Raw genomic sequence first — 13,248 nt, forward strand, 5'->3', positions numbered from 1 at the left:
CAGGTTCTCGTCCCGGAGGAAGATGAGGCTGGCCACGCCGGTGGCGGCGGCGAGGATGACCGACAGCTCGCCCATCGTGTCCCAGGCGCGCACGTCCACGAGGATGACGTTGACGATGTTCTTGCCGCCGCCGTAGTCGACGGCCCGGTCGGCCAGGCCCGCCCCGGCCGGCTCCTGGACCCGCGACCCGGACGCCACGACCGCGGCGGCCCCGACCACGGCCGCCGCGGCCGCGCCGATGACCGCGCGGACCCGCCGGTTGGCCCGGGTGGGGTCGTCGGGGAAGCGGCCGGAGAGGCGCCGCAGCACGAGGACGAGCACGACGAGGGTCACCGTCTCCACGAGCAGCTGGGTCAGGGCGAGGTCGGGGGCCCCGTGCAGCAGGTAGAGGTAGGCCGTGCCGTAGCCGGTCACCCCGACGAGGAAGACCGCCCGCAGCCGACGCCGCGCCCGGGTGGCCAGGAAGGCCGCGGAGACCACCAGCGCGGCCGTGGCCACCTGGGCGGCCGAGTCGGTCAGCCGCAGGGCCGGCCAGCTGACCTCCCGGGTGACCATCGTCGCGGTCGGGACCACGATGATGACGGCCACGATCGTGCCGAGCAGGACGGGCAGCGAGCCGCGCTGCAGGAACCCGGTGACCTCCAGGGCCACCCGGTCGACCCCCCGCATGAGGTGGTGGTAGCCGCGGCCCGCGTCGAACGGGGAGAGGGGGACGGGCACCTCGACGGGGCGGCGCGACTGCATACCCCACCAGAGGGCGCCGAGCACCCAGACGAGCACCGAGACCCCCAGCGCCGGGGTGAGCCCGTGCCACAGGCCCAGGTGCACCTCGGGGCCGGCGACGTGCGTCACGAGCGCGGTATGCGGTGCCAGCACCTCCTCGAGCACGGTCGAGGTGAGGCCCAGCGCGAGCCCGGCGACGCCGAGGACGACCGGGACGGCCACGAGCACCCAGGTCGGGCGGTGCCAGTGCGGGGGCGCGGGGCGGCCCACCGGGGGGCGGGAGGAGTCGGTGAACGCGCCCCAGAGGAAGCGGAAGGAGTAGGCGGCCGTCATCACCGAGCCGAGCACGACCGCCACGGCGGCACCGCCCTGCAGGGACCACCAGCCGTCGGTGGGGTCGAGCACGGCGCTGACGGCGGCCTCCTTGCCGACGAAGCCGAGCAGCACGGGCAGCCCGGCCATCGACAGCGCCGACAGGGTGGCCCCGGCCGTCAGCCAGGGCATCCGGGCGCGGACCCCGGTGAGGCGGCGGATGTCACGGGTCCCGGTGGCGTGGTCGATCGTGCCGACCGCCAGGAAGAGGGAGGACTTGAACAGCGCGTGGGCCACGAGCATGGTCAGCCCGGCCAGCGTCGCCCCCGCGCTGCCGTAGCCGAGGAGGAGGATCAGGAATCCCAGCTGGCTGACGGTGCCGTAGGCCAGCAGCAGCTTGAGGTCGTTCTGCCGGGTGGCACGGAAGGCGCCCAGCAGCATGGTGGCGCCGCCCAGCACGAGCACGGTCACCTGCCAGGCCGGCAGGGCGGCGTAGGCCGGGGCGAACCGGGCGACCAGGTAGACCCCGGCCTTGACCATGGCGGCGGCGTGCAGGTAGGCGCTGATCGGGGTGGGGGCGACCATGGCCCCGGGCAGCCAGAAGTGGAAGGGCACCAGGGCCGACTTCGTGATCGCGCCGACGAGCAGGAGCACCACGCCGACGCTGGTGGCGGTGCCGGCCGTCGGGAAGGCCACCAGCTCGCTGATCCGGTAGGTGCCGCCCGCCGTGCCCAGGACGACGATCCCCACGAGCATCGCCAGCCCGCCGGCCGTGGTGACGATGAGCGCCTGCTTGGCCGCGCGGGTGCTCGCCGGGCTGCGCGAGAGGTAGCCGATGAGGAGGTAGCTCAGGATCGTGGTGAGCTCCCAGAACACGTAGAGCAGGAGCAGGTCGTCGGCGGTGACCAGGCCGAGCATGGCGCCGGCGAAGGCGGTGAGCGAGGCGGCCAGCAGGCCGACGTTGCCGCGGGTGTCGTCGCGCAGGTAGTGCGCGCAGTAGACGAGCACGAGGGCGCCGACGACGGAGACGACCATGGTGAGCACCCAGGCGAGGGTGTCCACCCGGAAGGTCAGGTCCATGCCGAGGTCGGAGACCCAGCGGACGCGCTCGGTGTGCGGCTCGGCGCCGCCGGCGCCCCCACCTGGGTGGCGGCCCACACGGCGGTGGCGGCCGGGACCAGCGCCAGCCCCCAGAAGACCCCCGTCCCCAGCCGGCGCACGAGGCTGGGGGCGACCAGCGCCGCCCCCAGGTGCAGCAGCAGGAGGGCAGCGATCATGCGGCGGCCCTCCCCGGGTCGGTGGTGTGCGGTCCGCAGAGTCTACCGGCGGACGCACGTCGCCCCGGTCCCGCTGCTGCGGGGCCGAGGCCGTCGGTGCGGCGCGGCGTGCGCCGGGTGGTGCGTCGGGCCTCAGGAGGCGACGACGGTCACCGTGACGTCCGCGGAGACGTCGTCGTGCAGGCGCACGTGGACCGGGTGGTCACCGACCGTGCGGATCGGGGTCGGGACCTCGATCTTGCGCTTGTCGACCTGCGGGCCGCCGGCCGCGACGATCGCGTCGGCGATCTCCGCGGGGGTGACGGCGCCGAAGAGCCGGCCGCCCTGGCCGGCCCGGGCCGAGACGGTGATCTCGGCGTCCTGGAGCCGGGCCTTGGCGGTCGAGGCCTCCTCGGCGGTCTTCACGGCGCGCTTCTCGCGGCCACGGGTGATCGCGTCGACCTGCTTCTGCCCGCCCTTGGTCCAGGGCATGGCCACCTTGCGGGGCAGCAGGAAGTTGCGGGCGTAGCCGTCCTTGACCTCGACCACGTCGCCGGCGGTCCCGAGACCCGAGACCGGCTGGGTGAGAATGAGCTTCATCACTTCTCCTGTCGTCGGGTGGTCAGCGGGCGGAGCTGGAGTAGGGCAGCAGCGCCATCTCACGCGCGTTCTTCACGGCGTTGGCGATGCGGCGCTGCTCCTGCACGGTCACGCCGGTGACGCGCCGGGCACGGATCTTGCCGCGGTCGGAGATGAACTTGCGCAGCAGCGCGGTGTCCTTGTAGTCGATCGCCTCGATCTTGGCGGCCTTGAGAGGGTTCGCCTTCTTCTTGGGCTTGCGCACAACGGGCTTGGCCATCGTGGTGCTCTCCCCTTTCGTGAGAGCCCGAGCGGTGCTCGGGATGGTGTGGTTCTTCAGGTATGCAGCCGGCGGGCGGCGGACCGTCCGTCCGGTGCGGGTGGGGCCGGGTCGCGGGCGACCCGGTCCGGTGCGGCGTCGGTCAGAACGGCGGCTCGTCGTAGGACGGCGCGCCGCCCCAGCCGCCGCCGGACTGCTGACCGCCGCTGGTCGCCCCACCGGTGGCCCACGGGTCGGCGTCGGGCTGACCGCCGGCCTGCTGACCGCCTGCGGGCTGCGCCTGCGGCTGACCGCCGGGCTGACCCTGGGGCTGGCCCCAGCCGCCGGCCTGCTGACCGCCGCCGGGCTGACCGCCCTGCTGGCCGCCCCAGCCGCCGCCACCCTGGCCGCCGCTGCCGCGCTGGGTCTTGGTGACCTGGGCGGTGGCGTAGCGCAGGGAGGGACCGACCTCGTCGACCTGCATCTCCATGACGGTGCGGTTCTCACCCTCGTTGGTCTGCCAGGAGCGCGAGACGAGCCGTCCGGTGACGATGACGCGCATGCCCTTGGACAGCGACTCGGAGGCGTTCTCCGCCGCCTCGCGCCACACCGAGCACCGCATGAACAGCGTCTCGCCGTCCTTGAACTCGTTGGCCTGGCGGTCGAACTGGCGCGGGGTGGACGCCACCGTGAAGTTGGCGACGGCCGCTCCGCTGGGGGTGAAGCGCAGCTCCGGGTCGGCGGTCAGGTTGCCGACGACGGTGATGGGGGTCTCTCCGGCCATGTCAGATCATCCTCGGTCCGTGGTCCTTCGATGGGGGGTGTGCGGGCGACTCAGGCGTCGCGACGCAGCAGCTTGGTCCGCAGGACGGACTCGTTCAGGCCCAGCTGGCGGTCCAGCTCCTGGGCGGTCGCGGGCTCGGCGGTCAGCTGGACCACCGCGTAGATCCCCTCGGCCTGCTTCTTGATCTCGTACGCCATCCGGCGACGGCCCATGACGTCGATGGTGTCGACGGTGCCACCGTCCTTGGGCACCACGGCGAGCATCTTCTCCAGCGTGGGCTGGAGGTTCCGCTCGTCGGTCTCGGGGTCGAGGATGATCATCAGTTCGTACTGACGCATGCGTGAACCCACCTCCTTCGGTCTCGTGCGGTCACGGTCTCTCCGTGACAGGAGGGCTTCATACGTCCCACCTCCCCGAGCCTGCCACGGTCGGTGAGACCGGGACCGGCGTCGTCCACAGGCGGGCCTGCGACGGGGCGGTGAACCCGTCCACGGTACCGGGGACCGCGCGCGGCGGCCTAATCCGCCTCTCACGGAAGGCACGCCATACTGGGGCGGTTCGTCCGAGCTAGGAGTCTGTATGAAGATCGCGATCGCCGGGACCGGGTACGTCGGGCTGTCCAACGCCGCCGTGCTGGCCCAGCACCACCAGGTCGTGGCCCTGGACATCGACCAGGCCAAGGTCGACCTCATCAACGAGCGGCGCTCCCCGATCGTGGACCCCGAGCTGTCGCACCACCTGGCGACCAACCATCTGGACCTGCGGGCCACCACCGACCCGGCCGACGCCTACGACGGCGCCCAGGTCGTGGTCATCGCCACCCCCACCGACTACGACACCGAGACCAACTTCTTCGACACCTCCACCGTGGAGAAGGTCGCCACCGACGTCCTGGCCCACGCCCCCGGCGCCACGGTCGTCATCAAGTCCACGATCCCGGTCGGGTTCACCGAACGTCTGCGCACCGAGCACCCCGGAGCGACGATCCTCTTTTCCCCCGAGTTCCTGCGCGAGGGCCGCGCCCTGCACGACAACCTGCACCCCTCCCGCATCATCGTCGGCGACACCGGCCAGGCCGGCCGGCTGGTGGCCGACCTGCTCCTGGAGGGAGCCCTCGACAAGGACGTCCCCGTCCTGCTGACCGGCTCCACCGAGGCCGAGGCGATCAAGCTGTTCGCCAACACCTACCTGGCCATGCGCGTGGCCTACTTCAACGAGCTGGACACCTACGCCGCCACCCGCGGCCTGGACACGAAGCAGATCATCGAGGGCGTGGGCCTGGACCCCCGCATCGGCGCCCACTACAACAACCCCTCCTTCGGCTACGGCGGGTACTGCCTGCCCAAGGACACCCGCCAGCTGCTGGCCAACTACGGCGACGTGCCCCAGACCCTCATCACCGCCATCGTGGACGCCAACACCACCCGGATGGACTTCATCACCGCCGACATCCTGGACCGCCGTCCCAGCACGGTCGGCATCTACCGGCTCATCATGAAGGCCGGCTCGGACAACTTCCGCGCCTCCTCCATCCAGGGGGTCATGTCCCGCCTCCAGGCCCGCGGCGTGGACATCGTCATCCACGAACCCGCCCTGGACGAGGCCACCTTCCAGGGAGCGACCGTCGTCGACGACATCGCCGAGTTCGCCCAGACCGCCGACGTCATCATCGCCAACCGCCTCGACGACACCGCCCGGTCCTTCGGCGACAAGCTCTACACCCGCGACCTCTACGGCCGAGACTGACGGGATGACGGCTGGTGGGGCGCGCCTGCGCGGGGGCCGGTGGCGGGGTCGGTGCGCCCGGACGGGCGCCGCCCGGCACCGGGTGTGCTCCGGGGAGACATCGAGGGACTGCGCGCGATCGCGGTGATGATGGTCCTGCTCTACCACGCCGGCCTGCCGGGCGTCAGCGGCGGCTTCGCCGGCGTGGACGTCTTCTTCGTCATCTCCGGCTACCTGATCACCAACCAGCTGGTCCGCGAGGCCAGCACCAACCGGCGCATCTCGCTGACCCGCTTCTACGCCCGCCGGGCCCGCCGGTTGCTGCCCGCCGCCACCCTGGTGCTGCTGACCACCACGATCGCGGGCTGGTGGCTGCTGCCCCGCGGCCGGCACGCCGAGCTGGGCATCGACGTCCTGGCCGCCACCGGCTACGTGCTGAACTGGTCCCTGGCTGCCCGGCAGGTCGACTACCTGGCGGAGGACGCCGCCCCCTCCCTGGTCCAGCACTACTGGTCGCTGTCGGTGGAGGAACAGTTCTACGTCCTGTGGCCCCTGCTCATCATCGCCGTCCTGTGGGCCACCCACCGCTACCGGCTGCGGCTGCTGCCCATGCTGGCCCTGGCCCTGACCCTGGTCGTGGCCACCTCCCTGGCCTGGTCCGTCACCAGCACCGCCAGCTCGCCCCAGACCGCCTACTTCGTCACCACCACCCGCGTCTGGCAGCTAGGCACCGGCGCCCTGCTCGTCCTGGCCACCCCCCTGCTGGCCCGCCTCCCCCGCCCCGCCGCAGCCACCGCAGCCTGGGCCGGACTGGCGCTGATCGCCACCACCCTGTTCACCACCACCACAGCCACCCCCTGGCCCGGCACCGCCGCGCTCCTGCCCACCCTGGGCACCGCCGCCGTCATCGCCGGCGGCGCGACCTGGCCCACCAACCCCGCCGCCCGCCTCCTGTCCCACCGCCCCATGCTCTTCCTCGGAGCCATCTCCTACGGCCTCTACCTGTGGCACTGGCCCGCCCTGCGCCTGCTCGCCGAGACCCACCCCGACGCCACGCTGCCCACCCGCCTGGCCGTCGCCGCCGCCAGCATCCTGGCCGCCTGGGCCACGCTGCACCTCGTCGAGAACCCCATCCGGCACCACCCCGCCCTCACCACCGACCACCGCCGCACCCTCCTGCTCGGCGCCACCGCCATGGCCCTCACCGCCACCACCGCCACCACCCTCTGGGCCACCGCCCCCACCCTCGACACCCAGCAGGTCCCCGTCGAGCAGGTCGGGGCGATCACGCTCGTCGACCCGCTCAGCCGCACGGACGACGACCTCCGGCTGGTCGCCGACTGGCGGGCCACGACGGCAGTGGTGGACCAGCTGGTCCCGGATCCGGCGGTCGCCGACGAGGACCTCTCCGTGGCCTACCGGGACGGATGCCAGGTCAACACCGAGGGGACCGAGCTCAAGGACGACGAGGTCTGCTGGTTCGGCGACCCCGACGGCACCGTGACGGTCGCCCTCGTCGGCGACTCCAAGATGGAGCAGTGGAGCTCGGCCCTTCACGCCGTGGGGCTCCAGGAGGGTTGGCGCATCCGGGGTTACACCAAGTCTGCCTGCGGGTTCGTCACCGAGGGAAGGTCGGAGTCGTGCCACTCCTACAACCGGGTCCTGGCCGAGCGGCTCACGGAGGACGAGCACACCCCCGACCTGATCTTCACCTCCCTGGGGTCGGGCTACGACCCCGAGATGGTGGACTCCGCCCTCAGCCTGCTGGAGCCGGTGCTCGACCGGGGTGCGCAGGTCGTCGTCCTGGCGGACAACCCGGGACCCCGGCCCCAGGGGATGCCCGAGGGCACGTCGGTCTACCAGTGCCTGGACGTGCACCGGGACGACTACGGCCCCTGCTGGGCGACCCTGACCAGCTCCGGCAACCCCACCCTCACCGAGCTGGCGGACCGGCTGGAAGCCCCGCTGGTGGACCTCAACCGCTGGGTCTGTCCCGATCCGGGTGAGCCGCAGGGCTGCCCGCCCGTCGTCGGGGGGACGGTCGTGTACCGGCAGGGCAGCCACCTGTCGGGCAGCTACGTCCGCTCCCTCACCCCGGTCCTGCACCATGAGCTCGTCGTCGCGGACGTGGCGACGACCCCGCTGGACCAGATCCGGTGGACCGTGCCCCAGGACCCGCCGCCGAGGGGCTAGCTGTTCTGACCGGCGGCGACCCGGCGGAGCAGGGCGACGAAGCGCGGTGCCTGGACCGCCCAGTCGTGCTCGGCCGCCACGGTCCGGTGCCCGGCACGCCCGGCCACGACGGCCTCCGTCGGGTGCTCGTGCCAGCGCACGATCTGGTCGACGACGGCGTCCACGTCCCCGAACGGCACGACCACCCCGCCGTCGCTGCGGCGGACGAGTCCGGCCGCCACCGGCAGCGGGGTGGTGATCGCCGGGACGCCGTGGGCGAGGTACTCGACCACCTTGGTGGGCATGCTGGGGCGGAAGTTGGCCACGTCGTGCAGCAGTGACAGCCCGGCGAGGGCGCCGTCGAGGCGGGCCAGCGCCTCGTCGTTGGGCACGAAGCGGACCAGGTCAGCAGTCCCTCCTCGGAGGCGCCGCGCAGCAGCGCGGTCGCCGGGCCGTGGGCCGGACCCAGCACCTCCAGCCGGACCCGTCGACCCGTGCGGGACCGGAGGCGCCCGGCCACCTCGATCATCTCCTGCACCCCACGCTCGAGCGTGACGCTGCCCAGGTAGACGACTCGGTGCGGATCCCCGGGGCGGGAGCCGGCCGGCGGGGGGTCCGCCGGGACCCACGTCGTGTTGGGGACGACGGGGTGGGAGCGGCGGAACCGGTCCGCGTACTGGGCGTCGGCCAGGATGAGGGCGAACCGCTTCTCGGCCCAGCGTTCCAGGCTCCGGACACCGGCAGCCGCAGGTCCCCGCAGGCGCTCCGGGAGCCAGCTGCGGACCTCCACAGCGGCCGACGTGTCCTCGTGCACGTCCCACACCACGGGGGGCAGGGACCGGATGCCGACGGTGGCGAGCAGCAGCTCCGGGTCGTGCAGGACGACCACGTCGTGCCGGGGCCCCAGCCTGCGCAGCACCCCTCGGGCGGACCGGATGGCCGCGACCCGGTGGCGACCGACCGCCCGCACGGCCTCGACCGCGCGCAGGCCCGGCACCTCCGACGGGCGGGGGAGGTCGTAACCGGCCCACGGCGCCGCGTAGGTCACCTCCCAGCCGGCGTCGAGGAGCGCGGCGATCTGCCGATGTCTGATGCGCGCGTCGGCGGGATGGTGCACCACGGTGAGGACCAGCGCGCGCAGTGGCCGGCTCACGGCTTCTCCGGTGGGTCCTCGGGTGCTGGCTTCCCCTTGCCGGGCTTCTTGCGCGGTCTGCCGTACTTGGCCGTGTAGGCGTCCACGACCGGCCCCGCGGGACCGTCCATGACGAGCTCGCCGTCGTCCAGCCAGAGCGCGCGGTCGCACATCTTGACGATGGTCCCCGGGTTGTGGCTCACCATGAAGACGGTCCCCGCTGCCCCGCGGATCTCGGCGATCCGGTCCTGGGCCCGCTCGCGGAACTGGGCGTCACCGGTGGCCAGCGCCTCGTCGACGACGAGGATGTCAGGCACGACAGCGGTGGAGATGGCGAACCGCAGCCGGGCCGCCATGCCCGAGGAGTAGGACTTCATCGGCAGGCCGATGAACTCGCCGAGATCGGCGAAGTCGACGATCTCGTCGAACCGCGCCCGCACCTCCTTCGGCGTCAGCCCGAGGGCCTGGGCACCGATCCAGATGTTGTCGCGACCGCTGAGGTTGGGCAGCAGCACGGCGTTGACGCCGAGCAGGGCTGCCTTGCCCCGCAGCCACAACCTGCCCCCCGTCGGCGGGACGAGGCCGGCGATGCTGCGCAGGAGCGTGGACTTGCCGGACCCGTTGCGCCCCACCAGGCCGATCGACTCACCCTCGTAGGCCACGAGCGAGACGTTCTTGACCGCCTTCACCTCGCGGACCCCCACGTTCTGCGTGCTGCGCTGCAAGACCCGCTTGAGCACGCCCATCTCGTCGTCGTCGTCGACCGCTCGTCCGCTGCCGTAGATCCGGTAGGTGATGCTCACGTCCGAGGCGATCACGGTCGGGATCCGGTCCTCCGCGGGACCGGCCACGCTGGTGGTAGGCGGTTCAGGAGCGGCCATAGGTCCCCTCCCCCCGCCAGAACACGACGAACCCGACGACGAACAGACCGACCGCCCACCCGCCGGCCACCGCCCAGGTCTCCCCACGGACGGGATACTCCTGCATCAGCGTCTCCCGCACGAGGGTGAGGAGCACGGCCACAGGTTGATACTGGAGGAGGGCGGCGACCCAGGGTTCCGGGTCCCCCATCCGGGCCAGGGCGGCGTCGACGCTGAAGAAGACGCCCGAGACGTAGCGCAGCAGACGGACCAGCAGGGGCACCAGGTTGGCCGTGTCCCGGACCGCGTTGACGATACGCGCCGTCAGCATCGCCATCCCCAGGCTCACGACGAGCACCACCAGCAGCGCGACCGGGAAGAGCAGCCAGGTCAACGACGGCGGTTCCTTGCTGATCAGGGCGATCAGCAGCAGGATCATGAAGGCGGGCAGCGACGCGACGAACTGGGACAGCACGGTGGTGATGGGCAGCAGGACCCGCGGGAAGCGCAACGAGCGGATCATGCTGGACTTTCGCAGCACAGACTTGCTGCCGCCGGTCAGTGCCGCGGCCACCGGGATGTAGGTGAACAGCCCGATGGTGAGGAAGGCGACGAAGTTCTCGATCCCACCGCGGGTGCCGATGAGCACGCCGAAGATGAGGTAGTAGGCCACGCCTAGGAGGATCGGGTTGAGGATCGACCACAGCAGCCCCAGGTAGTTGTCCTGGTGGGTGGCCACGAAGTCGCCCTTGGCCATCGCCCACATGAGATGGCGATGACGCCAGACGTCACGGACGTAGGCGAGCAGGCCAGGGCGCTGCCCCACCAGTTCCAGTCCGTACCGTCGGGCGAGCTCCTCCGCCTCCTGGGGGGACAGGGTGGGGGAGAGCGGCCCGCGGGGGCCGCCCTCGCTCACAGCCGGGTGACCTTCTCCCCCTCGGTGGCCTTGCCGCGGGTGTCGAAGAAGGCCTGCGAGGCGGAGGCGAGGGCGTCGACGTCGTACTCGCGGTGGTTCTGCACCAGGATGCTCAGGTCGGCCTGCCCCACCCCCGCGGCGGCGTCGCTCACCCGGACGGCCTCGGGCACCGAGGTCCAGTCGCCCACGTGCGGGTCGTGGTACTGCACCACCGCACCCTTGGCCATCAGCCCACGGGCCAACGGCACCGCCGGCGACTCCCGCTGGTCGGCGATGTTCGGCTTGTACGTCACCCCCAGCAGCAGCACCGTGGAGCCGTTCAACGGCTTACCCTCGGTGTTCAGCACGTCCTGGGCCCGCGAGACCACGTACGCCGGCATCTGGGAGTTGATCTCCTGGGCCAGCTCCACGAACCGGAACGGATACCCCAACCGCGCCCGCACGTTGTGCGACAGGTAGTTCGGGTCGATCGGGATGCAGTGCCCACCCACCCCCGGACCCGGGTAGAACGCCTGGAACCCGAACGGCTTGCTCTTCGCCGCCTCGATCACGTCCCACAGGTCGATCCCCAGCTCGTGGCAGAACCGGGCCATCTCGTTCACCAGCGCGATGTTGATGTGCCGGTAGGTGTTCTCCAGCAGCTTGGCCGTCTCCGCCTCCCGCGTCCCCTTGGCCCGCACCACCGAGTCCACGAACGCCCCGTAGAACCCCGCCGCGGCCTCGGCGCACGCCGGGGTGTGCCCACCCACGACCTTCGGGGTGTTCTTCGCCCCGAACTTCTCGTTGCCCGGGTCGATCCGCTCCGGGGAGAACGCCAGGTGGAAGTCCTCCCCCGCGACCAGCCCACCGGCCTCCAGCGCCGGCCGCACCACCTCATCCGTCGTGCCCGGGTAGGTCGTGGACTCCAGCACCACCAGCATCCCCGGCCGCAGGTTCCGCGCGACCGCCGCGACCGCCGACTCCACCGCCCGCAGGTCCGGACCACCATCGACCGACAACGGCGTCGGCACGCAGATCACCGCCGTGGCAGCTCCCCAATGCGCGACTCGTCCGTCGTGGCCTCAAAACCCCCCTCCACCATCTGCCCGATGTCCGCGTCCGAGAGGTCGTCCACATGCGAACGACCCGAGTTCAACGCATCCACCACACCCTGGTTGATGTCGAACCCCACGACCTTCTTCCCCGCCCGGGTCGCCTCCTGCGCCAGCGGCAGACCCACATACCCCAGTCCGATGATGACGGCATCCACTGACACGCTGGTCGACTCCTCGTTCGTCGGCGTTGAGCCGTCCCGGCGGCACGGCGCGCCCGTCATCATAGCGGCCGGAAGGGCGGCGCCGGTGCGGCGGGCCGACAGGCCCGGGGCCACCGGCCGGTCCGTGGGCCGGTCGCCGTGGCATCATCGGCACATGTCCGCCGAGCCCTCCGTCCTGCTGGTGTCCAGCAACGGCGCGGGGATGGGCCACCTGACCCGGTTGCTGGCCTACGCACGTCGCATGCCGCCGGGCACGCGCAGACACGTGCTTTCCCTGTCTCAGGCGGCCCCGGTCGTGACCACCGAGGGTCTGACCTGGGAGTACCTGCCCAGCCAGGGGGCCACCGGGCTCCGGCCGGCCGCGTGGCGCGCGCTGTTCGCCGAGCGGCTGGGCGAGGTGCTCTCCCGGGTGGACCCGGACGTCCTCGTCTTCGACGGGACCCACCCCTACCGAGGTCTGGACGAGGCGCTGGCGGCCCACCCGCGGACCCGTGCCGTGTGGTCCCGCCGGGGGATGTGGAAGCCGGGTCGCAACACCGACCAGCTGGCAAAGTCCACGTGGTTCGACGAGGTACTCGAGCCCGGTGACCTCGCCGGGGCTGCGGACCGCGGCGCGACGACGGCGGTCGAGAACGCCGTCCGGGTCCGCCCCGTAACCCTCCTCGACCCGCAGGACCTGGTGCCTCGCGAAGACGCCCGGGAGGCGCTCGGGCTACCGCCCGACGGACCACTGGCCCTAGTGTCGCTGGGCGCCGGGAACATCAACGACACGGACGACGAGGTCGGTGCGGCCGCGGCCGCCCTCCGTGCCCGGGGGGTGGGGGTCTGCGTCACCGCCCCGTCGATCGCTGCGCGGGCCTATGCCGGGGAAGGGGTCCATCTCGTGCGTCACTTCCCGCTGTCCGAGCACTTCGCGGCATTCGACCTGATGATCGCCGCGGCCGGTTACAACTCCTTCCACGAGGCGCTGCGCCTCGGCGTCCCGACCCTGTTCGTGCCCAACGCGGACACCTCCCTGGATGACCAGGTGACCCGGAGCAGGTATGCCGCCCGCGCGGGCTGGGCCTTCAGCGTGCCCACGCTGACCCGGGGGCAGGCGTCCGCCGCCGTTGACGAGCTGCTCAGCGACGGAGAGGCGGCGGCCCGGCGAGCCGTGCGGGCCGACCCGGGCAACGGTGCCCGGGACGCCGCCGACCTGATTCTGCAGCTGGCTGTCCGCTCCCGCCGGGCACCGACGGCGGCGGGGGCTACGTGAGCCCGCCGGGAGGCGGACAG

The 13,248-nt window shown here is 72.2% G+C and carries 11 protein-coding genes and 2 pseudogenes; 3 read left to right on the forward strand and 10 right to left on the reverse strand.

What is annotated here, in order from left to right; all coding sequences use genetic code 11:
• Positions 1-81 precede the first annotated feature (81 nt).
• The 6 genes and pseudogenes from BJF81_RS20085 to rpsF form a co-directional block, all read right to left on the reverse strand.
• A pseudogene (locus tag BJF81_RS20085) lies at positions 82-2,115 on the reverse strand (proton-conducting transporter transmembrane domain-containing protein); the annotation flags it as partial.
• Complete coding sequence (locus BJF81_RS20090) at positions 2,106-2,312, reverse strand: hypothetical protein (RefSeq protein WP_143780919.1); 207 nt, start codon at positions 2,310-2,312, stop codon at positions 2,106-2,108. The gene BJF81_RS20090 and the pseudogene BJF81_RS20085, both read right to left, overlap by 10 nt.
• Positions 2,313-2,444: 132 nt before the next feature.
• Complete coding sequence (gene rplI / locus BJF81_RS16240; protein ID WP_075959210.1) at positions 2,445-2,891, reverse strand: 50S ribosomal protein L9; 447 nt, start codon at positions 2,889-2,891, stop codon at positions 2,445-2,447.
• Positions 2,892-2,913: 22 nt separating this feature from the next.
• A complete protein-coding gene (rpsR, locus tag BJF81_RS16245) occupies positions 2,914-3,150 on the reverse strand; it encodes a 30S ribosomal protein S18 (protein ID WP_075959211.1) in 237 nt (78 codons plus the stop codon).
• A gap of 142 nt (positions 3,151-3,292) precedes the next feature.
• Positions 3,293-3,913, reverse strand: coding sequence for a single-stranded DNA-binding protein (locus BJF81_RS16250; RefSeq protein ID WP_075959212.1), 621 nt, complete (start codon positions 3,911-3,913; stop codon positions 3,293-3,295).
• Between the two features lie 50 nt (positions 3,914-3,963).
• The gene (rpsF, locus tag BJF81_RS16255; RefSeq protein ID WP_075959213.1) at positions 3,964-4,251 is read right to left on the reverse strand and encodes a 30S ribosomal protein S6; all 288 of its coding nucleotides are present in this window, start codon (positions 4,249-4,251) and stop codon (positions 3,964-3,966) included.
• A 241-nt stretch (positions 4,252-4,492) separates the two neighbouring features.
• On the opposite strand from rpsF, the gene BJF81_RS16260 reads away from it, so the two are divergent.
• Both BJF81_RS16260 and BJF81_RS16265 read left to right on the forward strand, forming a co-directional pair.
• A complete protein-coding gene (locus tag BJF81_RS16260; RefSeq protein WP_075959214.1) occupies positions 4,493-5,659 on the forward strand; it encodes a nucleotide sugar dehydrogenase in 1,167 nt (388 codons plus the stop codon).
• Positions 5,660-5,743: 84 nt separating this feature from the next.
• Positions 5,744-7,831 (forward strand): acyltransferase family protein, encoded by a 2,088-nt coding sequence (locus BJF81_RS16265; RefSeq protein ID WP_075959215.1) that lies wholly within the window; start codon positions 5,744-5,746, stop codon positions 7,829-7,831.
• Here the strand turns inward: BJF81_RS16265 and BJF81_RS21725 are convergent.
• From BJF81_RS21725 to BJF81_RS16285, 4 genes and pseudogenes are all read right to left on the reverse strand, one after another.
• A complete protein-coding gene (locus tag BJF81_RS21725) occupies positions 7,828-8,202 on the reverse strand; it encodes a glycosyltransferase (protein WP_446740577.1) in 375 nt (124 codons plus the stop codon). The two genes, BJF81_RS16265 and BJF81_RS21725, sit on opposite strands and share 4 nt — an antisense overlap.
• A gap of 757 nt (positions 8,203-8,959) precedes the next feature.
• Positions 8,960-9,823 (reverse strand): ABC transporter ATP-binding protein, encoded by an 864-nt coding sequence (locus BJF81_RS16275; RefSeq protein WP_075959216.1) that lies wholly within the window; start codon positions 9,821-9,823, stop codon positions 8,960-8,962.
• Positions 9,810-10,718 (reverse strand): ABC transporter permease, encoded by a 909-nt coding sequence (locus tag BJF81_RS16280; RefSeq protein ID WP_075959217.1) that lies wholly within the window; start codon positions 10,716-10,718, stop codon positions 9,810-9,812. The genes BJF81_RS16275 and BJF81_RS16280 overlap by 14 nt, the downstream gene beginning before the upstream one ends.
• Positions 10,715-11,973: pseudogene (locus tag BJF81_RS16285) on the reverse strand (nucleotide sugar dehydrogenase). The gene BJF81_RS16280 and the pseudogene BJF81_RS16285 overlap by 4 nt, the downstream one beginning before the upstream one ends.
• 154 nt (positions 11,974-12,127) lie before the next feature.
• Between BJF81_RS16285 and BJF81_RS16290 the strand changes: the two are divergent.
• Positions 12,128-13,228, forward strand: coding sequence for a glycosyltransferase (locus tag BJF81_RS16290; RefSeq protein WP_075959272.1), 1,101 nt, complete (start codon positions 12,128-12,130; stop codon positions 13,226-13,228).
• Positions 13,229-13,248: the final 20 nt, after the last annotated feature.

This window comes from Ornithinimicrobium sp. CNJ-824, assembly GCF_001942405.1.
GTDB classification, from domain to species: Bacteria; Actinomycetota; Actinomycetes; order Actinomycetales; family Dermatophilaceae; genus Ornithinicoccus; species Ornithinicoccus kibberensis.

Coding starts and splice junctions, on each gene's coding strand:
- BJF81_RS16250 (WP_075959212.1), bottom strand. CDS start 3,913: ATGGCCGGAGAGACCCCCATCACCGTCGTCGGCAACCTGACCGCCGAC.
- rpsR (WP_075959211.1), bottom strand. CDS start 3,150: ATGGCCAAGCCCGTTGTGCGCAAGCCCAAGAAGAAGGCGAACCCTCTC.
- BJF81_RS16290 (WP_075959272.1), top strand. CDS start 12,128: ATGTCCGCCGAGCCCTCCGTCCTGCTGGTGTCCAGCAACGGCGCGGGG.
- rplI (WP_075959210.1), bottom strand. CDS start 2,891: ATGAAGCTCATTCTCACCCAGCCGGTCTCGGGTCTCGGGACCGCCGGC.
- BJF81_RS16260 (WP_075959214.1), top strand. CDS start 4,493: ATGAAGATCGCGATCGCCGGGACCGGGTACGTCGGGCTGTCCAACGCC.
- BJF81_RS20090 (WP_143780919.1), bottom strand. CDS start 2,312: ATGATCGCTGCCCTCCTGCTGCTGCACCTGGGGGCGGCGCTGGTCGCC.
- rpsF (WP_075959213.1), bottom strand. CDS start 4,251: ATGCGTCAGTACGAACTGATGATCATCCTCGACCCCGAGACCGACGAG.
- BJF81_RS16275 (WP_075959216.1), bottom strand. CDS start 9,823: ATGGCCGCTCCTGAACCGCCTACCACCAGCGTGGCCGGTCCCGCGGAG.